Source organism: Oceanobacillus limi (genome assembly GCF_900111445.1).
GTDB classification, from domain to species: Bacteria; Bacillota; Bacilli; order Bacillales; family Amphibacillaceae; genus Ornithinibacillus; species Ornithinibacillus limi.
On sequence record NZ_FOHE01000024.1, the window covers coordinates 1 to 21,790 of the forward strand.

General features: G+C 36.6%; 24 protein-coding genes, 1 other RNA gene and 1 pseudogene. 3 read left to right on the forward strand and 23 right to left on the reverse strand.

Translation table 11 applies throughout. The annotated features are described in order from the left end of the window. Positions 1-305: 305 nt before the first annotated feature. The 5 genes from rsmA to metG all read right to left on the reverse strand — a co-directional run bounded on the left by rsmA (position 306) and on the right by metG (position 6,135). On the reverse strand, positions 306-1,190 hold the full coding sequence (gene rsmA / locus BMX40_RS17615; protein ID WP_090872420.1) for a 16S rRNA (adenine(1518)-N(6)/adenine(1519)-N(6))-dimethyltransferase RsmA: 885 nt from the start codon (positions 1,188-1,190) through the stop codon (positions 306-308). Further along, the gene (rnmV, locus tag BMX40_RS17620) at positions 1,190-1,753 is read right to left on the reverse strand and encodes a ribonuclease M5 (RefSeq protein WP_090872510.1); all 564 of its coding nucleotides are present in this window, start codon (positions 1,751-1,753) and stop codon (positions 1,190-1,192) included. The genes rsmA and rnmV overlap by 1 nt, the downstream gene beginning before the upstream one ends. Before the next feature lie 152 nt (positions 1,754-1,905). Then, entirely contained in the window at positions 1,906-3,105 is a 1,200-nt protein-coding gene (locus BMX40_RS17625) for a resuscitation-promoting factor (RefSeq protein WP_090872422.1), read from the reverse strand. Between the two features lie 233 nt (positions 3,106-3,338). Beyond that, positions 3,339-4,112 carry a TatD family hydrolase gene (locus BMX40_RS17630; RefSeq protein ID WP_090872424.1) on the reverse strand — a complete coding sequence of 258 codons (774 nt, stop codon included), beginning with the start codon at positions 4,110-4,112 and terminating at the stop codon, positions 3,339-3,341. Positions 4,113-4,176: 64 nt separating this feature from the next. After that, the gene (gene metG, locus BMX40_RS17635; protein ID WP_090872426.1) at positions 4,177-6,135 is read right to left on the reverse strand and encodes a methionine--tRNA ligase; all 1,959 of its coding nucleotides are present in this window, start codon (positions 6,133-6,135) and stop codon (positions 4,177-4,179) included. Positions 6,136-6,438: 303 nt separating this feature from the next. Between metG and BMX40_RS17640 the strand changes: the two genes are divergently transcribed. Further along, complete coding sequence (locus tag BMX40_RS17640) at positions 6,439-6,720, forward strand: AbrB/MazE/SpoVT family DNA-binding domain-containing protein (protein ID WP_090872428.1); 282 nt, start codon at positions 6,439-6,441, stop codon at positions 6,718-6,720. 88 nt (positions 6,721-6,808) lie between these two features. Here the strand turns inward: BMX40_RS17640 and rsmI are convergent, their stop codons facing one another. The 18 genes and pseudogenes from rsmI to tadA form a co-directional block, all read right to left on the reverse strand. Then, positions 6,809-7,681, reverse strand: a complete 873-nt coding sequence (gene rsmI, locus BMX40_RS17645) for a 16S rRNA (cytidine(1402)-2'-O)-methyltransferase (RefSeq protein ID WP_090872430.1) — start codon at positions 7,679-7,681, stop codon at positions 6,809-6,811. Continuing rightward, on the reverse strand, positions 7,659-7,952 hold the full coding sequence (locus tag BMX40_RS17650) for a GIY-YIG nuclease family protein (protein WP_090872432.1): 294 nt from the start codon (positions 7,950-7,952) through the stop codon (positions 7,659-7,661). Before BMX40_RS17650 ends, rsmI begins: the two co-directional genes overlap by 23 nt. Then, a complete protein-coding gene (locus BMX40_RS17655) occupies positions 7,945-8,685 on the reverse strand; it encodes a tRNA1(Val) (adenine(37)-N6)-methyltransferase (RefSeq protein WP_090872433.1) in 741 nt (246 codons plus the stop codon). Before BMX40_RS17655 ends, BMX40_RS17650 begins: the two co-directional genes overlap by 8 nt. Positions 8,686-8,752: 67 nt before the next feature. Next, positions 8,753-9,115, reverse strand: a complete 363-nt coding sequence (gene yabA, locus BMX40_RS17660; protein WP_090872435.1) for a DNA replication initiation control protein YabA — start codon at positions 9,113-9,115, stop codon at positions 8,753-8,755. A gap of 12 nt (positions 9,116-9,127) precedes the next feature. Continuing rightward, positions 9,128-9,955, reverse strand: a complete 828-nt coding sequence (locus BMX40_RS17665) for a PSP1 domain-containing protein (protein WP_090872437.1) — start codon at positions 9,953-9,955, stop codon at positions 9,128-9,130. A 5-nt stretch (positions 9,956-9,960) separates the two neighbouring features. Continuing rightward, positions 9,961-10,950: a DNA polymerase III subunit delta' gene (holB, locus tag BMX40_RS17670; protein ID WP_090872440.1), complete on the reverse strand. Its 990-nt coding sequence runs from the start codon at positions 10,948-10,950 to the stop codon at positions 9,961-9,963. A 172-nt stretch (positions 10,951-11,122) separates the two neighbouring features. Next, complete coding sequence (locus BMX40_RS17675) at positions 11,123-11,557, reverse strand: YaaR family protein (RefSeq protein ID WP_090872441.1); 435 nt, start codon at positions 11,555-11,557, stop codon at positions 11,123-11,125. Between the two features lie 670 nt (positions 11,558-12,227). After that, the gene (locus BMX40_RS17680) at positions 12,228-12,557 is read right to left on the reverse strand and encodes a cyclic-di-AMP receptor (RefSeq protein WP_090872443.1); all 330 of its coding nucleotides are present in this window, start codon (positions 12,555-12,557) and stop codon (positions 12,228-12,230) included. Continuing rightward, a pseudogene (tmk, locus tag BMX40_RS17685) lies at positions 12,526-13,211 on the reverse strand (dTMP kinase). The gene BMX40_RS17680 and the pseudogene tmk overlap by 32 nt, the downstream one beginning before the upstream one ends. After that, a complete protein-coding gene (locus tag BMX40_RS17690; RefSeq protein ID WP_090872447.1) occupies positions 13,208-14,656 on the reverse strand; it encodes an aminotransferase class I/II-fold pyridoxal phosphate-dependent enzyme in 1,449 nt (482 codons plus the stop codon). The pseudogene tmk and the gene BMX40_RS17690 overlap by 4 nt, the downstream one beginning before the upstream one ends. 124 nt (positions 14,657-14,780) lie before the next feature. After that, on the reverse strand, positions 14,781-14,975 hold the full coding sequence (locus tag BMX40_RS17695; protein WP_090872449.1) for a sigma factor G inhibitor Gin: 195 nt from the start codon (positions 14,973-14,975) through the stop codon (positions 14,781-14,783). A gap of 110 nt (positions 14,976-15,085) precedes the next feature. Then, on the reverse strand, positions 15,086-15,352 hold the full coding sequence (locus tag BMX40_RS17700) for a pro-sigmaK processing inhibitor BofA family protein (protein ID WP_090872451.1): 267 nt from the start codon (positions 15,350-15,352) through the stop codon (positions 15,086-15,088). Between the two features lie 114 nt (positions 15,353-15,466). Next, on the reverse strand, positions 15,467-15,691 hold the full coding sequence (locus BMX40_RS17705; protein WP_090872453.1) for a YaaL family protein: 225 nt from the start codon (positions 15,689-15,691) through the stop codon (positions 15,467-15,469). A gap of 17 nt (positions 15,692-15,708) precedes the next feature. Beyond that, positions 15,709-16,305, reverse strand: a complete 597-nt coding sequence (gene recR / locus BMX40_RS17710; protein WP_090872455.1) for a recombination mediator RecR — start codon at positions 16,303-16,305, stop codon at positions 15,709-15,711. A 16-nt stretch (positions 16,306-16,321) separates the two neighbouring features. After that, positions 16,322-16,642: a YbaB/EbfC family nucleoid-associated protein gene (locus BMX40_RS17715; protein ID WP_090872457.1), complete on the reverse strand. Its 321-nt coding sequence runs from the start codon at positions 16,640-16,642 to the stop codon at positions 16,322-16,324. A gap of 44 nt (positions 16,643-16,686) precedes the next feature. Then, entirely contained in the window at positions 16,687-18,375 is a 1,689-nt protein-coding gene (gene dnaX, locus BMX40_RS17720) for a DNA polymerase III subunit gamma/tau (protein ID WP_090872459.1), read from the reverse strand. A gap of 188 nt (positions 18,376-18,563) precedes the next feature. Continuing rightward, positions 18,564-18,828, reverse strand: an RNA gene (ffs, locus tag BMX40_RS17725) — signal recognition particle sRNA large type. A gap of 95 nt (positions 18,829-18,923) precedes the next feature. Continuing rightward, entirely contained in the window at positions 18,924-19,379 is a 456-nt protein-coding gene (gene tadA, locus BMX40_RS17730) for a tRNA adenosine(34) deaminase TadA (protein WP_280139691.1), read from the reverse strand. A gap of 361 nt (positions 19,380-19,740) precedes the next feature. Here tadA and BMX40_RS17735 point away from each other — a divergent pair, with 361 nt between their 5' ends. Continuing rightward, positions 19,741-20,274 carry a cysteine hydrolase family protein gene (locus BMX40_RS17735; protein ID WP_090872461.1) on the forward strand — a complete coding sequence of 178 codons (534 nt, stop codon included), beginning with the start codon at positions 19,741-19,743 and terminating at the stop codon, positions 20,272-20,274. A gap of 103 nt (positions 20,275-20,377) precedes the next feature. Further along, positions 20,378-21,670 (forward strand): glycoside hydrolase family 18 protein, encoded by a 1,293-nt coding sequence (locus BMX40_RS17740; RefSeq protein WP_090872463.1) that lies wholly within the window; start codon positions 20,378-20,380, stop codon positions 21,668-21,670. Positions 21,671-21,790 lie beyond the last annotated feature (120 nt).

The window sequence follows — 21,790 nt, forward strand, 5'->3', positions numbered from 1 at the left end:
GTCCGAAGACCCCGCACAGATGCGCCTACGTCTACTAGTAAATCTTCGAAGCTAATTCCTCGGCGCAAGGGAACAAAGAAGCATATTCAAGTAGTTCCCTGGCTGAGGCCATGCCCGCGGAAAGCGTAGCATTCTGCCGTAGTGGTATTCTAAAACTACATCCATTAGTAATGGGAAGTCAAAACAAAATGTTACGTCGCATTATATACGTAATACGCAATAAAGTAACATAACGCTTTACAATGAAAAATCCGAGCTAAATTAGCTCGGATCTTCTGCATGTAGAACGCTTTAGTCCCTATCTATTATCGTGAGGACTTTTTATAAAATTCGCTTGCCAATGTTGCAAATTCCTCCATTGATAAAGACTCTCCTCGTCTTATACCATCAATACCAATCGATTCTAATAGTTCCGATATTTCTTCTTTCGTATACTGTTCTTTAAAATGGCTCGACAAATTATTACGCAATGTCTTCCGACGTTGAGCAAAGCAAGCCTGTACGATTTGAAAGAAATAATCCTCATCTTCTACCTGAACAGGTGGTTCATCTCTTTTAGTTAATTTTAATATACTAGAATCAACATTAGGTTGTGGCATAAAAACGCTTTTCGGTACATTCATAACCACTTCTGCAAACGTATAATATTGAATGGCAATTGTTAAAGATCCGTAACTTTTACTATTTGGTTTGGCAGCCATACGATCAGCTACCTCTTTTTGGATCATGACCGTTATACTAGAAACTGGTAAATCTTCTCTCAATAGTTTCATCAAAATTGGTGTCGTAATATAATACGGTAAATTGGCGACAATATTTACTTCTTGCTCTCGCTGAAACTGTTCCTGAATCATTTTCTTTACATCCGCTTGTAATATATCCTCATGAATTATTTCAATATTATCGTATGTCTTCAATGTATCTTTAAGAATAGGTAGTAACCGTTGATCAATCTCGTAAGCGACAACTTTATTTGCATGAATAGCTAATTGCTCTGTGAGGGCACCAATACCTGGACCAATCTCAATAGCCCCAGAAGAGTCATTAATTCCAGCACGACGAATAATATTACGAAGTATATTCGAATCAATCAAAAAGTTTTGACCTAGACTCTTTTTAAAAGTAAAGCTATACTTGTTTAAAATTTCTTTTGTTCGGAATGGGGTTGCAATATACTTCATTGAATCCATCAGTTTTTATCCTCCTGTTGCAATGTTTCCATTGCCTCTTCAAACTGTCCTTTGGTTATTTGAAACATCGATAATCTTTTTAAAAGTTGTTTCCCATTAGTGTGCCCAATTTGAAGTAACTCACCAAGACGTTCCCTTCTAGCACTTGCACCTGTACCACCAATAAGCCTATACGTAATCAAGTCTTCCTTGGTTATTTCATTTTCTTCCAATTCAACTAACTCATGCACATCAGACAACGCTTTTTGGATCGACGCAATGGAGGCATGTTCAATTCCTAAACTTTTATTTTTAGGGTGCCTGGCACGTGCTTTCTCTTGCGTTAAAAAAGCGTGTTTGCATCCTGGAACAGCTTGGTCTACGATATGACGTATTCGTTCACCAGGATAATCTGGGTCTGTAAATATAATAACTCCACGTTTATCTTTTGCATGTTGTATTTGTTTTAGTATCCGTTGATTAATTGCTGACCCATTTGTTTCAATAGTATCCGCATTGACTGCTTGTTTAATTTTTGCTGTGTCATCTCTACCTTCTACAACAATTACTTCCTTAATCTTCAAGTTACTTTCCTCACTTTTTTTAATCACTGACTTATTTTATCTCATTTTATTTTTATATAATAGGTTGAACCGTCATATGACCTTCAATTAGTAATCTACCCAAAAAATAATGCTCTCCCCATTATACATGGGAAGAGCATACATTTCATATCTTAATCTAATATTTTCACTTTAACCTTGCGAACGCCCCATTTATAGGCTTCTGATTTGGTAGGGACATGAATATCAATTCGATTACCTTGAATATGACCACCAGTATCTCCAGCGATTGCTTCTCCGTAACCTTCGACCCATACCTTTGACCCAAGTGGAATCACATTTTTATCCACAGCAATAACCTTTTTATTAGGATTTGCTTTTAAGTTTATACCTGTAGAAGTATAGCCAGAGCAACCACTACAACTTGCTGTATAGGCACTTGCAGTCATTGTAAACTCTTTTCCATTACCTGATGGCTTAGAACCTGAGGATAATGTAGAAAGATTCTGCTTTGGCTCTTTTGTTCCTATTGCAACAATTCGGTTTTCACTTTCTTGTTTTACTTCCTCGTCTATTTGTTCACGTTCAACTTCTTCGCCATTTTCATACGTTACTTCATAGGTTTTTACAAGTTGACCGTCTTTTCCTTGTGCAAGCACTTCTTTTTTTCCTTTTTCAAGGCTCTTATCTTCTTTTGTTTCTGTTTTGAACGCAATAGACTCTTCAACTTTTTCTGTCTTGGTTTCTACACGTACAATTGTAACCGTTGTATCTTCTTTTACATCTTCCTTGATTTCGGGTTTCACTTTATCTTGATCTTCAAGCGTAATATCATTAGATGTTAATAATTCCTCTATCGTGCCGCCTGTAGACCAAATTTGTTTCTCTTCCCCGCCATCATTTACAGTTACTTGAAACGCCTGATTTACTTCTAATTGTAATCCTTCGACGATTTCTTCATCTTCGCTATGTGAAATTTCGTCACGATCTGAAAAAGAAAGATGATGATCTTTCAAGAATTCACCAATTGTATCAGCAACAGTATAAAATTCTTCTTCTTCCCCATCAATCGTAACTAGAACTTGTTTAGCAGATTTATATTCTATTTCCATACCGCTTTCGATTCCTGTGTCCATTGCGTGTGACAATGCATCATATTCTCCAACAGTAATATCTACTTCATCAAGCAGTTCTTCTACAGTATCAGCGTGTGTCTTAACTGATTCTTTTTCACCATCATTTAGTACCGTCACATTTGTCTTCGTAGCTTCATATAGTACTAATGAAGAGAATGCGACAAGAACCAGCAAACCGATACTTGAAATAACCAGCTTCATTTTCGAGGCCGGCAATAGCTTTGAAAAATTTCGCATGCTACATGCCTCCTTTAATCGAATTCGATTATATAAACAGTAATATGCAAAGTCAAAGTATATACGATTACGTTTGTTTTACAATTAGGTTACAAATGGACAATCCTATATCTCTAAGCATTGGTATGAAAGGGATTGTTCGTGTTAAAATTCCGCATAAAAAAAGACTAGCTTTTGAGCTAATCTTCTTTTTTGTATGAAATTCCCATGAAAAAATATCCAGTTTAATGTATTTATTTTGCTTGGATTCCAAATAAAGTAAATGCATTCTTTGTCGTGATTTCACTAATTTCATCGATTGGCATTTCCCTTATTTCTGCAATCTTTTCTGCTACTAATTTAACATAAGCTGGTTCATTTCTTTTTCCACGATTCGGGTGTGGTGCTAAAAACGGAGCATCCGTTTCAACTAATAAGCGATCTAAGGGAACTTGTGCAGCAACTTCCTTAGGTAATGGTGCATTTTTAAATGTAACTGGCCCACCAAGGGATATATAAAAGTTCATATCAAGACAAGCTTGCACGTAGCGAACAGAGTCATTATAACAATGCATTATTCCTCCAACTTCATTCGCATCTTCTTCCTGTAAAATTTCTATTATATCTTCTGTTGCTTCACGATTATGAATGATAATTGGCATCTTTACTTTTTTTGCTAACTGAATTTGTTTACGAAAAACTTCTTTTTGAATATCTTTTGGTGACTTATCCCAGTGATAATCAAGCCCCATTTCTCCAATTGCAACAACTTTTGGATGAGAAGATAATTCTTCAATCCACGTTAAATCCTCATCCGTCATATCAACTGCATCTACTGGGTGCCAACCAACCGCAGCATAGATTGTATCATATTTTTCTGCAATTTCTATTGCTAATGGAATGGTTTCTCGATCAAAGCCCACAACAACCATATAGTTAACGCCTGAATCAAAAGCACGTTGAATAACTTCATCTCTATCATCCATAAATTGCCTTGCATTAACATGTACATGTGTATCAATTAACATATTATTTAACCTCCAAAAGAAAAGGTCAGCCCCTACATTAGTAGAAAGCAGACCCTTTTCCGTTTTATTTTACGACAGAACCATTTGGTAGATCATTTTCAACGGATGCAAGAGAAAGTTTTCCATTTTCATCCTCGCCTGATAAGATCATACCTTCTGACATTTCACCACGTAATTTAACGGCTTTTAAATTCGTAACACAAATAACCTTCTTCCCTACTAATTCATCTGGTTGATAATGCTCTGCGATACCTGAAATTACTTGGCGTTTTTCAGATCCTAAATCCAGTTGAAGCTTTAAAAGCTTATCTGCTTTTTTCATTTTTTCTGCTTTAAGAATTTCCGCTACTCGTAAATCAAGCTTCATAAAATCATCATAAACGATCTGTTCTTTTTCCTTCGTTTCTTTAGAGGATGTATCCTTTTTTTCACTTGCTGGCTTTTGCATCATAGCTTTAATCGCTGCTACTTCTTCTTCTACGTCCAAACGAGGAAAAATAGGCTTTCCTTTTTCCACCTTTGTATCAGCTGGGATTAACCCATGCTTATAAATCGTATCCCACTCTTTTAACGACTCTTCTTTGATTCCAAGTTGTTTAAAGATTTCTGCAGGTGCGTTTGTAAGGAAAGGCTGAAGCATTACAGCTACAATGCGTAATGAGTCTGCTAAGTGAGCCATAACATTCCCTAAACGAGCTCTCTTCTGGTCATCTTTAGCAAGAATCCATGGTTCTGTTTCATCAATATATTTATTTGTTCGACTGATTAACTGCCATAAGGAAGATAATGCTACGGAAAATTGCATATCTTCTAATGCGTTCTCTACTTTTTCAATCGTTTTTGTAGCAAATGTTTCTAAAGAAGCGTCGACCTCTGTTTCGGAAGCTACATACGCTGGTATTTGACCATCAAAGTATTTCTCAATCATAGCAACTGTTCGATTTAATAAGTTACCAAGGTCATTAGCTAAATCAAAATTGGTGCGCTCCACAAAACCTTCTGGAGTAAATACACCATCCGAACCAAATGGTACTTCTCTTAATAAGTAATAACGTAATGCGTCCAATCCATATCGGTCTATTAAGCTTACAGGATCTACCACATTCCCTTTCGATTTTGACATTTTTCCGTCTTTCATTAGAATCCAACCATGTGCAAAAACTTTTTTTGGTAATGGTAAATCAAGTGCCATTAACATGATAGGCCAATAAATCGTATGAAACCGTACAATTTCTTTACTCATTAGATGTACATCTGCTGGCCAGTATTTCTGATACTTTTCTTCATTGTCTGTACCATAACCAAGTGCCGTAATATAGTTACTTAACGCATCAATCCAAACATAAATAACATGCTTCGGATCGCCTGGGACTTTAACTCCCCAGTCAAATGTAGTACGAGACACAGCTAAATCCTCTAATCCTGGTTTAATAAAGTTGCTAAGCATTTCGTTTTTTCGACTTTCTGGTTGAATAAACTCTGGATGTTCATCGTAATATTGGACAAGTCGATCAACATACTTACTCATTTTAAAGAAGTAGGATTCTTCTTTTACTTTCTCAACTGCTCCTCCACAATCAGGGCAATGTCCATACTCCAATTGACGCTCGGTAAAAAATGATTCATCAGAAGTACAATACCATCCCTCATATTCATCGAGGTATATATCTCCCTGTTTAACAAGTTGGTCAAAAATTTTAGCAACTACTTTTTTATGTCGTTCCTGTGTGGTACGGATAAAGTCATCATTAGTAATTTCAAGCTTTTTCCATAGATCTTGAATACCATCTACAATTTCATCAACGTAAGCCTGTGGAGTAACACCTTTTTCTTCTGCCTTTCGTTGAATTTTTTGACCATGTTCGTCTGTACCAGTTAAGTACATAACATCATAACCACGCATTCGCTTATAACGAGCAACAGCATCCCCAGCAACAGTGGAATAAGCATGGCCAATATGTAATTTACCACTAGGGTAATAAATAGGAGTTGTTATATAAAAAGTTTTCTTTTCCGTAGACATTATCTTTCCTCCTCAATCACCTTTCGAATTATTCATTCTTCTATTGTAGCGATTTTATCATAACATTTCCATTATGGAACAACAGAATTTCTTATCATTATAAACAAATAAATTCAAATTTATATTAAAAAAGTGGTTTAATATAAAAATAATAGGGTATATGTTAATCAATAAATAAAATTTTTCCATTATTTTTTGTTTTTTACAAAAATTTATTGACAGTAATGGGGAACGTTGGTATTATATTTGTTAGAAGTTGTCGGAAATTGACGAAAAATGTTATTCGGAAGAGGGGGAAGTAAGATGAAGTCTACTGGAATTGTAAGAAAAGTTGATGAGTTAGGTCGCGTAGTTATTCCAATTGAGTTACGCCGAACACTTGATATTAACATTAAAGATCCGTTAGAGATTTATGTTGATAATGATAGAGTAGTACTGAAAAAATACCAACCAAATATGTCTTGCCATATAACGGGAGAGACATCCGATGAAAATATCACTCTAGCAAATGGTAAACTAGTTCTTAGTCCTGAAGGTGCAAAAGCATTGGTTAAGGAAATAGAATCCAATTTCGAAGTGAAGTAGTAAAACAGCACCACTCGTTTAGAGAAGTATAAAACAGATACTTTCCTACTTCACGAAAAAGAGCTGACATTTTTTGTCAGCTCTTTTTCTATTCAATATGATACGCTTGATAAACTTCGCGCTTAGGTAGATGCCGTTCTTTTGCCACTTTCTTGATCGCATCTTTACTTGATATCGACTCTTCATTCATATAGTAATGAATATGGTCAACAATGGATATACTTTCCCACCAATTATTACTTTCTTCAGATTCAACATCAGTACTACCCTCTACAACAATAACGAATTCCCCTTTTAAATTTGTATCGTTTGCCCAGGATTCTACTTCTTCTGCCGTACCACGAATATATTCCTCAAATCTCTTTGTTAATTCTCTAGCAATACTGATCCTTCGGTTACCAAGTTGATCTTTTAATGCTTTTAGTGTTTCTTTTAATCGATATGGTGACTCATAAAAAAGTAGGGTTGCCTGCATCGATTTCAACCTGTTTAATTCCTTTTCTTTATCCTTTTTCTTTCTTGGAAGAAAACCATAAAAGTAAAATTCTGTAGATGGAAGTCCAGATCCTACTAATGCAGCTAAAGCAGCATTTGCCCCTGGTAAAACAATAACTGGAAGATCTGCTGCGATAATTGCTTGTACCAACTCATAACCTGGATCAGATATAGCCGGCATACCAGCATCACTTACAACGGCAATGGATTCCCCTCTTTTTATCTTTTCAAGAAGTTGGTTCTCTCGTTCCATTTTATTATGTTCATGATAGCTAATTAAAGGGGTGGTAATCTCAAAATGATTCAGTAGTTTCTTTGTGTTTCTCGTATCCTCCGCAGCAATTATAGATGCGGTCTTTAACACTGTTAACGCTCGATATGTAATATCCTCGAGATTTCCAATAGGGGTAGGTACTACATACAATGCACCATTTTCATCTTGATCAAAGCTCTTTTGAATGTTCATTTTTCATAACCTCTTTTAATGTATCGCGAATTAATTGGAATTTTCCCTTACGAGTAAGTTGTTTTATTTCATACTCCCGCTGCATGGCATTTTCTTTTGTTGGAAACTTTTCTACAAACACAACCTGAAAAGGCCCTCTTCCCCGCGTGTACTTAGCCCCTTTTCCACTGTCATGCATTTTAAGGCGATGTTCAAGGTCATTCGTATAGCCTGTATATAACGTATTATCGTTACATTTTAAAATATATACTGTATGTTCAAGCTCATCCATAAATAATCTCCTTTGCTTCCTTTGTATAGGTACCATCTTCTTGATAGATATAAAGTGGTGGTAATATTGTTAAATCCGCTTTTCCATCACGTATTCCTTCGATTAACAACATCGTAGCTTCTTTCCCCTCTTTCGAATAAACGAGCTGCATTCGTTTTGGTTCCAGATTATACTTTCGAAAAGTCGTTAAAATATCCACAAGCCTTCCTGGACGATGAACCATTGCCACCTTTCCTCCAGGCCGAACATGTAATTTACAAGCCCTTACGACATCATCTAATGTGCAATAAACTTCATGACGCGCTATTGTTAAATATTCATTCTTATTATATTCATTTTTGGACGGTGTTTTAAAGTATGGCGGGTTACAAGTGACTACATCAAAATTGCTATGCCCAAGCTCGGATTGCATTTCTTTTAAGTCTCCTTGAATCATTTTAATTTGATTTTCTAGGTGGTTTAATCCGACACTACGGCGAGCCATATCAATAATCCGTTCTTGGATTTCTACTCCTGTAATCAAGGCGTTCGTTCTTCTAGAAAGCAGTAATGGAATCGCACCATTTCCAGAGCATAAATCTAAAATATTTCCCTTTCTTATTGGAACATAAGTAAAATTGGATAATAAAACGGCATCCATCGAAAAGGAAAAAGCAGTAGGGCTTTGAATAATTTGTAAGCTCTCATCTGCAACTAAATAATCCAATCGTTCATCATCAAATAATTCTACCATGATAAGATCCTTTCATTACTATATAAGAAAAGCTGCCTCGTATCTTATGATACGCAGACAGCATCCATTATACTTTATTTTTTTTACTTAGAAAATCTAGACAAAACATACAATCATCATTTTGCCTTGGACTACCAAATTCTAAATTACATATATGAAAGCCCTCTTCATAAATTCTTGCTAAATTATCGTATCCCTCTCCTGGTACTTCCCTTGAAGGACTATTTTCTAAATTCGCTTTTTTTTCGTCATCTTCTTTTTCATCCGTACGTTCCATACGACTTCGCAAATGATGATTCTCCATTTCAAGGCGATGATTTTCCTCTAAGAGCTCACTCAATTTCCCTTTCAAGTCACCAAGTTGCTCATACAATTCACCTATTTGTTTTTCCATATCGGATACTTGGTCAAATATTTGTCTTTTATTCATGCTACCACTCCATTATTTTTGGCCCTGAGCTGTAACAATTCCTTCTTCGATGAGTTCATCCAAAGTATATTCAATAACACGTTCTTTTTCTGGAATTTCGATTTGAATGACGCGATCAAGAATATTTAAACCAACTACTTGACCTCGGCCATACGGTGTTTTTACCCTTTCTCCCAAATCAGGTAGATCACGTTTGGCTTCTTCATAATCATCATTCTCATACTTTAAACAGCACATTAAACGACCACATAAACCAGAAATCTTTGCTGGATTTAACGATAGATTTTGATCTTTTGCCATTTTAATAGATACTGGTTCGAAATCACCTAAAAATGTGGAGCAGCAAAGCATCCTACCACAAGGTCCAATTCCACCTAACATTTTTGCTTCATCACGGACACCAATTTGGCGGAGTTCAATTCTTGTTTTAAATAAAGCCGCTAAATCCTTAACTAGATTACGAAAATCAACGCGACCGTCAGCTGTAAAATAAAAAATAATCTTATTACGATCAAATGTATATTCCACATCAACTAAATTCATATCTAACTTATGCTCTACAACCTTTTCCGTACATGTATGAAAAGCTTTTTCTGCATACTCTTTATTTTCTACGACAGTAATCTTATCTTTATCCGTAGCTTTTCGTATTACTTTTTTAAGTGGTAGAACGACATCTTCTTCATCTACCTGCTTATTGGTTATAACTACTTTACCAAACTCAATCCCGCGAACTGTTTCCACAATAACATAACTATCTAGTTCTATTTCATGTTCATCAGGATCAAAATAATATATTTTACCCGCTTTTTTAAAGCGAACACCTATTACTTCTACCACATATATCACCTCTGAATTTGAAGTGTCAACTGTTCCATTACTAAAGTAGGATGGACATTTTGCTTCAATTTTTGCTTCGCTTGTAATAGGTAATGTAAGATCGACACAAGCTTTTCTTGTGAGAAATACATCCCTAATCGCTCAAGCCGCTCTTCCCCAGGACTAAAAACTACTAACTTGTCTTCCGTCCCAATATGAAAATATAATATATCTTTAAAAGCGAGCAATAATAAATCTAATCCTTGCTCCTGCTCTTTACGTTCTTTAAAATTAGTAACCCAATGATTATGGATAAATAGATAAGCATCGTCGGGTTGGTTAACAAATGCTTCTATCAATTGTACCATTAATTTTCTCGCTGTTGCAAACCACTCATCTTCATTCCAAGCCATTGCTTCATCAAAATTATTGGTTAATGCACTTAGTACTTTCGCACTCTTTTCTTGTACGCCAGCTTCTACTAGTTGAGACTGAAAATGGTCTGAGTTTAAAGGTTGAAGATCGATAACCTGACACCTCGAACGGATGGTTGGAATAATCGACTGACTATTTTCAGTTAGCATGATTGCAGTAGTTTTTTTACTTGGTTCTTCCAGAAACTTTAATATACGGTTGGCTGCATTTAATGTTAGCGTGTCAGCACCAGTTATAATGTATACCTTTTGATTCGATTCCAATCCAGAATATGTGAATTCTTTTTGTAAATTTCGAATCTGCTCAATTTTAATGGATTGTCCATCAGGTTCTATCCAGTGCACATCCGGATGATTCCCAGAATCTATCCTTTTACATGCATTACAAGTATGGCATGGTTCGACACCTTGTTTGTTATCACAAAATAATCCCTTTGCAAGTAATCGAGCAATACCTTGCTTTCCTGTTCCACGTTCTCCTTGTAACAAATAGGCGTGAGAAATGCGGCCTTTTTTCATACTATTTATTATAATTTTACTTGCTAGAGGTTGCACTTCTGCTACATCCGACCACGTCTTCATATCAACCATCCTATTTACATTTAATTCCTATACTAGTTAAAAAGGAAAACTTCACATCAATTCTTGCCATTGCGCACAACGTAAAAAGACGAGCTTCCCTTCCTTAGTTATTTTTATAAAAGTTTGAGTGAAAGCTTCTAACCGCCTTATCAAATATGGTATAACTACCTCATTACGTATATAAATTAATCAGTAAACCTTTTATTTCTCCGATTAGTCCTAATAGGTCTACTGTCTTTTTTTCTTGATTCATTATTTCTTCTGTTAAATCCATTAATTTTTCATCAATTACTTCTACTAAAGTTAGATTACGGCTACCGCCAGTAAAACTAAAGCTTTGAGATTTCTTTAAATCAATTCCACTAGATACTGCTTCTTTTAAAAAACCTTTTACTAATCGTTTAAATTTCACTAGATCCTTAAAGGATCGGTATCTGGCTAATTTGTTTCCTTGTAAAGTAATATCTTGCATTAACTTCTGAAGCTCGGATTGCTGTAACTTTTGAGTTTGGGACTGAACAATTGCATCAAAGGATTGCTTTCCTTCCACATTGGTCTGGATATTTTTGTTTGCAACTTGAGTCCGCATTTCTTGACTGATTTTCACTGCTCAGCCCCCTATCTATATAAATAATCATATATCTTACTGTTCATTTCGTTGGTTCAAGTGATGTGTAGTAGATGGATTATGCGTCATTACTTGTAATTATAGATTCATGCTATTACACCGCTTCGGAAACACATTTCGCTTTCCGCGGGCGGCTGGTGAGCCTCCTCGTGCTGACGCACTCCGGGGTCTCACCGATGCCTTTCCTCCCGCAGGAGTCTTCATGTGTTTCCTACGCTATTTATTGTATTCAGTTTTTTAGCTCTTTTCCCTAATTAAATATTTGGTATAAAAGAACTTCAACAGCGGAGGCGGAATGCGTAACCCTTGAAAATACAAACCAATTTTCTGCGTGCGATGTTAAGCTGCCGAAGCATTCCTCGGGACTGCGATTACTCGTCCCACCGAAACCCTTTGTCCTGCGGGAACAGCACGTGTCCGAAGACCCCGCACAGATGCGCCTACGTCTACTAGTAAATCTTCGAAGCTAATTCCTCGGCGCAAGGGAACAGGGAAGCCTATTCAAGTAGTCCCCTGGCTGAGGCTGTGCCCGCGGAAAGCGAAGCGTTCTGCCGTAGCGGCTATCTAACAATAATTCCATTAGATGAAATCAAAAGATATGACGCATTATATACATAAAACGTAACAAATGATTCAAAAAAAATCTTTATTAAAACTGAACAAATGACTCAATTGGTAGGATAAATACGGTAGCTCCACCGACTTCAACTTTAACTGGTTTTGGAATATAGGAGTCTGCATTTCCACCCATTGGTGAAATTGGTGCTACCATTTGTTCACGCTTTGAGCAATTATCACGAATAATGTCTAATGCATCATCAACATATTGATCCTCACAACCAATCATTAATGTCGTATTGCCTTCTTTCAAGAAACCACCTGTTGTTGCTAGCTTTGTAGTTTTAAAATTACCTTGTCCTAATGCGTCTGTTAACCTATTCGAATCTTTATCTTGAATAACAGCTATAATTAATTTCATCGAAACTTCCCTCCTTTACGATGGATTATTCGTTAAGTAACCAAGAATCATTTCTAAGCTTTCTTGTTCTACTTTTTCCATTGTATTCTCAGCATGGATCACTTGAATACGATCTGGAAATCGATCAACTAACTGTTTATATGCAGAATAAACGTCATAATGAAATTGCATATTCTCCAAATCTAAACGATTTCTTTCTCTATCTTTATTCGCCGAAATACGTTCTAATCCCTTTTTTGGTTCAATATCAAAAAATAATGTTAAATCAGGTATCGCATTTTGAATCGCAAATTGATTGATTGCAAACACTTCTTCCATGCCTAATCCTCTAGCATAGCCCTGATATGCCAAACTACTATCAATAAAACGATCGCATAAAATAATTTTACCCGCTTCTAATGCTGGAAAAACCTTTTCGACTAAATGCTGTCTCCGAGCTGCAGCATATAATAATGCCTCGGTTCTACCATCCATTTTTGTATGCTCTGGATTTAAAATGATATTACGAATTTTTTCGGCAATATCAATACCACCCGGTTCTCTTGTTGAAAGTACATCATAACCTAGGTCTTGTAGCTTTTTCTCTAGTGAATGAAGGATTGTTGTTTTTCCTGCTCCTTCTCCACCTTCAAATGTAATAAAATAACCACTCACGAATGTTCTTCTCCTTTAGACACACCTGTAAAAACATGGATGCCTTCTTCTATATGTCGATGCTGAATCGTTGCTCCTTGCTCCATTAGCTTTTCTATTATCCGAATATGCTTTAATTCAATCATCTCACCCTTTGCAACCAATGGAATCCCGGGCGGGTAAGGAATAATAGCCTCTGCTGCAATATGCCCCACTGTATGTGTTAATGGGATTTTTTTAGTCTGTAACGTATTCATTTCCCGGTAAGGTAGATCTAATCTCTTCATTGGTTCGGCAAAAGTTCCACTTATATCTATTGTAGCATGGTTTGGCTCAGATTTTAATTGTTCATTAATGGTTTTTATTGCTTTTTCAATTTTTGTGAAGGAACTAGGAGACCCCTGTAATCCATCTACAAATAGTACTTGGTTATGAGTTGCCAGCTCAGGATATACTCCTGTCTTTTCAAAATAACTTGCTACCTCATAGCCAGTCATTCCTTCATCTACATGTAAGGTGAATTTCAGCGGGTCATCGCTCTTAAGTACCTTCCAGTGCTTTCCCTTTTCTAAAATAGCTTTTAATCCGTTAACTCTCTGAATAATCCTTTTTATCTCATCTTTAGTTAACGTAGCCAAAAAGCTCCGACCGATATCTAAAGAGGCCATCAATGGATAGGAAGGGCTACTCGACTGCAGCATTTGTAAATAGTACGCTATTTGGTCCTTTTTCATAATGTTGGAATTTATATGCAGATAGGAAGCCATTGTCATCGCTGGAGCCATCTTGTGAGCAGACTGAACTACTATATCCGCTCCTAATTCGAGTGCAGATGTTGGAAACGGTGTACCTAAGGAAAAGTGTACTCCATGTGCCTCATCCACAAAAACTGGAATATGAAATTGATGTGCCGTGTCAATCATCTGTTCAATTTCATAAGTACCTCCAAAATAGTCTGGATACGTTAGCACAACTGCTTTTGCATCAGGATGTTCTTGAATTGCTTGTTTTACCGTTTCATAGCTAGGCGCTGTATAACGGTCAACCATTGGATCATATTGTGGATTGATCAAAATTGGGTCAGCACCACTTAGTTCTAAACCATTCATTATTGACTTATGACTATTTCGTTGCACTATTATTTTATCACCTGCTGAACATGCAGCTAAAATCATGGATAAATTTCCAACTGTACTTCCTCCCACTAAGAAGAAAGTTGCATCAGCTTGAAAATAACAAGCTGCCAATCGTTCTGCATCTGCTATTACACCTTTAGGCGCATGCAAATCATCCAGACCACTTAATTCCGTCATATCTATTGGTAAAATGCCCTCATAATAACTTTTAGCTTGACTCAGAAAAATCTCACCGTTTTTATGACCCGGTACATGGAAGGATATTGGTTTCTTATCAGCTAGTTCCGCTAATTTATCGAATAACGGCATTTGAGAATGATTTAATTTCATAGTAGTTATTCCTTTCAATTTACCTATTACCCTTATGATAACAAAATCAAAGCCACACGTTCCCGTATTTTAAAATTTTCTACGCAATAAAAAAGTCTTTGCAAGAAACTGCAAAGACCATAATCTATGAAAATAAAGTCGGTTGATTAATATTTTTTAATTTCCGAAGATAGTATTGATATTTTTCCTCTCGTGGTTCGGTATGAATCATATTATATTCACACTCCGTACAAATAAACATGTTGTATAAATGTATTCCATTTCGCTTCTTTTCTTCACAAATACCACATTGTTCCATTTCCATCACTGTTTCTTCCATTATTCCCACCTCCGTTAAACTAGTATTAGTTTCTCCTAATCTAACGGATTCTATACAGGAATCTTTGAAACTTTTTTACATAGATTTTTCATCGACTTGGTTGAATCATTTTAAGGAATAATAAATAAGTGAATAGCAGCTAGTGAAGCAACACCAAATAATCCTAAAAAACCTGAAACAACTGCTGTAAATAAATTGATCGGAATATGGAGACCAATGGATCCTGCAATAACATTAAAGAAAAACAAAAACAATACACCAATCCCTAATTTGACTGTACCTTGCGCAATAAAACGCATTGGTTTAACAGGAGCACCAACAAATAGTAAAATAACAATTAATGCGATCATGATAGAGATAACTAATGTAGAGCTCACGTACAACATCACTCCTTTTTCTTGTCCCATTACTAGTATGTATGATAGGAAACGTAGAAAAAGAACTTCATCCTAAAAATTTAAAAAGGATAAGGAGAAATTCCCCTTATCCTTTTACTTACTATACCTTATTGCACTAATATTACGTTCTCTTGCTTCTCGCAATAGAAACAAATACTTCGCTTGAGCTATTAGCTCGCTATTTTTCCCATCAATGGTAGGATCAATACTTTGATCCACGATGGATTTGATTTGTTTCCATTCCTTTTCAATTGTAAAAAGTGAATCTAAGAGTGATTCATCGACCTCTCGTTTGCGTTTCTTTCTCTTTCTTCCCACTTTTCGTCACCTTATTTCTACAAGTCTCTCCTACCCTCTAATGCTTTTGATAATGTGACTTCATCTGCATATTCCAAATCTCCGCCAACCGGCAATCCATGAGCTATTCTTGTTGTTTTTATACCAGATGGCTTAACAAGACGTGAAATATACATTGCGGTTGCTTCCCCCTCAATGTTAGGATTTGTAGCTAAAATTAATTCATTCACTTCCTCGTCTTTTAATCGATTTATTAAATCAGGAACGTTGATATCTTCTGGCCCAATACCATCCATTGGGGATATTGCTCCATGAAGGACATGGTATTTACCATTATATTCCTTCATTTTTTCCATTGCGATAACATCTTTTGGATCCTGGACAACACAAATAATTGAGCCATCCCTTGAAGAATCCTGACAGATCGAACATGGGTCTTGATCTGTTATATGTCCACAAGTAGAGCAGTGGGTCAGCTCCCGCTTTGCATTAACAAGTGAATTAGCAAACTCTAACACATCATCATCTTTCATATTTAACACAAAAAAAGCCAGACGGACAGCAGTCTTCGGCCCAATTCCTGGCAATTTTGTAAAGCTATCAATTAGCTTTGAAATCGGTTCTGGATAATACATCCGATGTTCCCCCTAATTAGAACATTCCAGGCATATTCATTCCCTTAGTAAATTGTCCCATTGTCTCATTTGTTTTTTCGTCAATTTGACCAAGTACATCATTTGTTGCAGCAAGAATTAGATCTTGAAGCATATCAATATCATCTGGATCTACAACCTCTTCTTTAATTTGTACATCTGTGATTTCTTTCTTACCATTTGCTACTACTGTTACCATTCCGCCACCAGCAGTAGCCTCAAATGTCATTTCATGTAACTCGTCTTGAGCCTTCATCATCTTTTTTTGCATTTTTTGCATTTGCTTCATCATATTTCCCATATTTCCCATACCTTTCATGGAAAACGCCTCCTTCTATTATGTGTTTTAGTCTATCCTAAATTTTACTCATGTATTTCAATTAAATCATCCCCAACAAGCTTTCTTGCTTCCTCAACTAACGGATCCTCCGCTACCTCTTCTTTTGGGGTAGATTCCTCTTGCTTCTTCACATATTCATTGCGTAGTTCCTGCCAATCTTGAACAGGAATAGGAATAATCGTCAATTGCTTCTGAATCGTACTTGCTAAAATGGATTCCACTAATTCTCTGTTATCCAAAAATAAAGCACAGTGAATCTCATATTTAAATGCAACAACAAGTGCCTTGTCCGATGCAGCAGCTGGCTTGCTATCCTGTATCGTAGCATGAGCAGGAGCATTCGTTGTCTTTAGTTTATTTAAAAAGGCTGCCCATTGTGACTGAACTTCTTTTAAGGCTGGCTTCTCTGCATCTTTAAGAACTTGACGAATTCTTTCATACGGTATTTTATAACTATTTTTCGAAGCCCTTGCTTGTGGTCTTCTTTTTGGTTCAGATGGTGCTGGTTGTTGTGGAGAAACATTTGATTGCTTTAAATTCTCCAATTGTTTTTCAAGCTGTGACAATTTATTCGTCAATTGCATTACTGCTTCAGAGTCAGATACTTGGCTTGTGTCTGTTTGGCTTTGGTATTGATTTGTAATCGTTAATAAGGCTATTTCGATAAACACTTTCGGGTTATTTGACCACTTCATCTCCTGCTGGCATTGATTTAGTTGCATTATTGCATCTTGAATCCAAGCTTCCGAAACTTGATTAGCTAAATCTTTAAACTGTTCATCGATTCGTGCTCGTTCTAAAATGTTTTCTAAGCTTGGAGCACTTTTATACAGAAGTAGGTCCCGCAAGAAATAGATCATATCATATACAAAACGACCAGGGTCTTTTCCTCGTTGAATCAATTCATCTAACAGCTGTAAAGCTTTCTGTACATCCTTTTCATACATCGCTTGCACAATACTTGTCAAAAGGTTCTGTGATACCGCTCCAGTTACAGCTAATACATCCTCTAATTCAACCCGATCCTCACTATAAGAAATGGCTTGATCTAAAATGCTTAACGCATCACGCATTCCGCCTTCAGCAGCCAATGCAACGGCATCCAACGCTTCTATGGATACTGAAATTTCTTCTGCATCCATAATCTTCTGCATTCGTTCCACAATGGAATGATTGGAAATTGGCTTAAAGTCAAACCGTTGACATCTAGAAATAATCGTTAGCGGGATTTTATGCGGTTCGGTAGTCGCTAGAATGAATACAACATGTTTTGGTGGCTCTTCCAAAGTTTTCAGCAATGCATTGAATGCATTAACCGAAATCATATGCACCTCATCAATAATGTACACTTTGTAAGGGACAACGCTTGATGCATATTTCACCTTATCACGAATTTCCCGAATATCGTCTACACTTGTATTTGAAGCTGCATCAATTTCGATGACATCGGAAATAGAACCATCTTGAATACCACGGCACGCCGCACATTCATTACACGGTTCTTTAACTGGTGCACGTTCACAGTTAATTGTTTTAGCAAAAATTTTCGCCGCACTTGTTTTCCCTGTTCCTCTTGGTCCAGAGAATAGGTAAGCGTGAGAAAACTTTTCTTGAACAATTGCATTTTGTAGTGTACGAGTAATATGGGTTTGTCCGACAACGTCTTCAAAATTTCGCGGACGCCAAACGCGATACAATGCTTGGTAGCTCATAATGCACGTTCCCCTCTATGATTTCTATCTAATTATACCGATTTTATGGTGGAATGTGAACCAAGTCGATGAAAAAATTATAAGGACGGTTCGTTGATCTTAACACAACGTAGGGATGTTAAAGGAAAAGATACTAGGTAGCAAAAAACCTCCTGCCGTTTGACAAGAGGTTTAAGATCATATGTAAGACGTGCACCCACCTTCGATGCAACGACCCCATGCGTTACTTAAGTTCATGGCTCAGCCTAGGTAACCCCGCGGCACACAGAAATGACCACTTACTGCTGCTTCCTTCCGGACCTGACAGGGTTCATGGGTTTCTGTTGCGCAGGACCTAAGCGTCAACACCAATTCCTTAAGGCAGACCATAAGGTCGTCCACCTCGAGTGGGAATTCAGCCTCGCTATAGCGGATTGCGAGTACAGGGCACCGCTACCTCCCCGCTTAGCACGTAATAATTATTATAACATCTTTAAATAAAAATGCAATGGAATTAAGCTGAGAGTATTTGGTAACAACGGATATCTATGTTAGTAGCTAAAAGTAAACTAATTCTTTTGTTTTCGTAAGGTTCGGAAAAAATCCTTAAGTAGTTGACTACACTCAGATTCCATGACACCGCTCGTTAGTTCAACCTGATGATTAAACCGAGAATCATTTAAGAGATTCATTAAAGTTCCTGCACATCCTGCCTTAGGGTCGGATGCTCCGTAAACAACTCTCTTAATCCGAGATTGAACAATTGCTCCAGCACACATCGGACAAGGTTCCAATGTGACGTATAATGTGCAATCTTCTAATCGCCAACTTCCAATTTTTCTATTCGCTTCTTGAATTGCCAATAATTCAGCATGTGACAGTGTTTCTTGTGAACGTTCTCTTTTATTAAATCCGGTTGCGATCACTTCATCGTTAAACACAATGACAGCACCGATTGGAACTTCATCAACTTCACGAGCTTTTTCCGCTTCTTTTATCGCTAATTGCATGTAATTTTCATCCATATTATCATCCCAATATCTTTTATTTACTAACTGTTATTTCCTAAGGTCGTATTATTATGAAGGTCTACTAGGAAATACGTGTTGAACTCTGTTATTGACACTTTTTTCAAGCTTTGGAATCACTTTCCACTACCCACCGTTTTCTAGTGCTTCTTCGCACAATCAAACGTGTCAATGTATTTTGTTACACTCCACAGTATGCTTTTATTCAGTTATGCCGTAGTGATCGAACACAACGAATTTCTAATATCATTACTACATTTATGTAGAAAAGAAGAATCACCATTACTAAAATACTTTTAAAATACTTTCCAATTGCCAATAATAATAGGATCTGATCTTTACTATAAAGGAGTATAACATGGATTATTCACTAAAAAATACTGCTTTGTTATTTATTGATATTATTAATGATTTTCAGTTTGATGGGGGAGATAAATTAGTAAAACATACCGAACAAATACTTCCCAATTTAATTCGCCTTAAAAAGTTTGCTTCTGAGAATCATCTTCCTATTATCTATGTTAATGATCATTATGGATTATGGAATGCAAATCCATCTAAAATCATAAATCACTGTTGGAATGATAAGAGTAAAAAAATAATTGATGAATTAAAACCGGCTGAAAGAGATTATTTTTTTATCAAACCACAACACTCTGCTTTTTTTCAAACACCATTAAAGTCATTATTAAATGACTTAGAGAAGACTCATTTAATCATTGCTGGTATAGCAGGAGATATTTGCGTATTATTCTCTGCTAAAGATGCCTACATGTATAAATTTTCAATGCATATTCCCAAAAACTGTATGGCCTCCGAAGAAAAAGAGGGGAATGACTATGCCCTCTACTTAATGCATTCGGTAATGAAGGCAAAGATTGATCGAATTTAATGACATAAAAGTTAAATTCCCTTCATATACGTGTAAGTAGGATGTAGAATGCAACAAGATTGTTCATTTTTTACATTTGAACACACTTAAAGGAGGGAATTCATTGCAAATTCACGTGGTAAGTAGTGGTGAATCGTTGTTTTCGATTGCCAATTTATATGGAACCTCTACAGATGCAATAACAGATGCCAATGAGCTAGATGCACCAGGAAATTTAGTTGTGGGTCAATCCTTGGTGATTCCGATTGTTGGGGAGTTTTATTATGTCCAACCTGGTGATAGCTTATATGCAATTGGTCAACGATTTGGTATTTCATATCAAGAGTTAGCGCAGATCAATAACATCCCTGTTGAAGGAGCATTATCTGTTGGATTACGGCTATATATTCCACCACGACCAAAACAAGAAATTATCTCGAATGCTTATGTGGAACCAACTGGAGACTCTGTCCCACAAACATTGGAAAATTCAGCACGAAAAGCAGCACCGTTTCTCTCATACCTTGCACCTTTTAGTTACGAAATTAATCGTGATGGAACCCTTAAAGCCCCACCACTAAATAACTTCGCCGAAATAGCTAGCTCCAATAATGCATCACTTATGTTAGTTGTGACAAATCTGGAAGAAGGGGAATTTAGTGCAGAGCTTGGACATATTATCCTAACTGTTCAGTCCGTACAAAACACCCTATTAGATAACATCGTTAACACAGCTCACCAAGTAGGTTTTACAGATGTCCATTTTGATTTTGAATTCTTACCACCAGAGGATCGAGAGGCATATAATACCTTTTTAAGAAAAGCAAAAGAACGCCTTTCTCAAGAGGGTCTATTAATGTCAACCGCATTAGCGCCAAAAGTAAGTGCTGAGCAAGAAGGGGAATGGTATGAAGCGCATGACTATGGTGCACATGGTGATATCGTTGATTTTGTTGTGTTAATGACCTATGAATGGGGGTATAGTGGCGGTCCGGCAATGGCCGTTTCTCCAATAGATCAAGTTAGAAGAGTCGTTGACTATGCACTTACAGAAATGCCTGCTGATAAAATTTTATTAGGACAGAATTTATATGGATACGATTGGACATTACCATACGAACCCGGTGGAGAATACGCACGTGCTATTAGTCCACAACAAGCAATTGCTTTAGCGCGGGAAAATAATGTACCAATTGAATATGACCAAACGGCACAAGCACCATTTTTCACGTATACGGATGCAGAAGGTTCGGAGCATGAAGTATGGTTTGAAGACGCACGCTCCATTCAAGCAAAGTTTGACATGATTAAAGAATTAGGTTTAAGAGGAATCAGTTATTGGAAGCTCGGATTAGCCTTTCCACAAAACTGGTTACTGTTGCGTGATAACTTCACGGTTACAAAGCCTGGTAGTTAAACGACTGCAATTGTGAAGGATAGGATTTGCTCATAAATTTGATTATGTGATCATAACCATCAATTTTTTTGCTCATATATTAAAAATTTGGCTCATAACCGACACGATTTGGCTCAAAAA

Bases quoted from the DNA above. Each gene is read 5' to 3' on its own strand.
- rsmA (WP_090872420.1), bottom strand. From the start codon at position 1,190: ATGGATTCAATGAAGTATATTGCAACCCCATTCCGAACAAAAGAAATT.
- BMX40_RS17625 (WP_090872422.1), bottom strand. From the start codon at position 3,105: ATGCGAAATTTTTCAAAGCTATTGCCGGCCTCGAAAATGAAGCTGGTT.
- BMX40_RS17630 (WP_090872424.1), bottom strand. From the start codon at position 4,112: ATGTTAATTGATACACATGTACATGTTAATGCAAGGCAATTTATGGAT.
- metG (WP_090872426.1), bottom strand. From the start codon at position 6,135: ATGTCTACGGAAAAGAAAACTTTTTATATAACAACTCCTATTTATTAC.
- BMX40_RS17640 (WP_090872428.1), top strand. From the start codon at position 6,439: ATGAAGTCTACTGGAATTGTAAGAAAAGTTGATGAGTTAGGTCGCGTA.
- rsmI (WP_090872430.1), bottom strand. From the start codon at position 7,681: ATGAACATTCAAAAGAGCTTTGATCAAGATGAAAATGGTGCATTGTAT.
- BMX40_RS17650 (WP_090872432.1), bottom strand. From the start codon at position 7,952: ATGGATGAGCTTGAACATACAGTATATATTTTAAAATGTAACGATAAT.
- BMX40_RS17655 (WP_090872433.1), bottom strand. From the start codon at position 8,685: ATGGTAGAATTATTTGATGATGAACGATTGGATTATTTAGTTGCAGAT.
- yabA (WP_090872435.1), bottom strand. From the start codon at position 9,115: ATGAATAAAAGACAAATATTTGACCAAGTATCCGATATGGAAAAACAA.
- holB (WP_090872440.1), bottom strand. From the start codon at position 10,950: ATGAAGACGTGGTCGGATGTAGCAGAAGTGCAACCTCTAGCAAGTAAA.
- BMX40_RS17680 (WP_090872443.1), bottom strand. From the start codon at position 12,557: ATGAAATTAATTATAGCTGTTATTCAAGATAAAGATTCGAATAGGTTA.
- BMX40_RS17690 (WP_090872447.1), bottom strand. From the start codon at position 14,656: ATGAAATTAAATCATTCTCAAATGCCGTTATTCGATAAATTAGCGGAA.
- BMX40_RS17695 (WP_090872449.1), bottom strand. From the start codon at position 14,975: ATGGAAGAAACAGTGATGGAAATGGAACAATGTGGTATTTGTGAAGAA.
- recR (WP_090872455.1), bottom strand. From the start codon at position 16,305: ATGTATTATCCAGAACCGATTTCAAAGCTAATTGATAGCTTTACAAAA.
- BMX40_RS17715 (WP_090872457.1), bottom strand. From the start codon at position 16,642: ATGAAAGGTATGGGAAATATGGGAAATATGATGAAGCAAATGCAAAAA.
- dnaX (WP_090872459.1), bottom strand. From the start codon at position 18,375: ATGAGCTACCAAGCATTGTATCGCGTTTGGCGTCCGCGAAATTTTGAA.
- tadA (WP_280139691.1), bottom strand. From the start codon at position 19,379: ATGGATGAAAATTACATGCAATTAGCGATAAAAGAAGCGGAAAAAGCT.
- BMX40_RS17735 (WP_090872461.1), top strand. From the start codon at position 19,741: ATGGATTATTCACTAAAAAATACTGCTTTGTTATTTATTGATATTATT.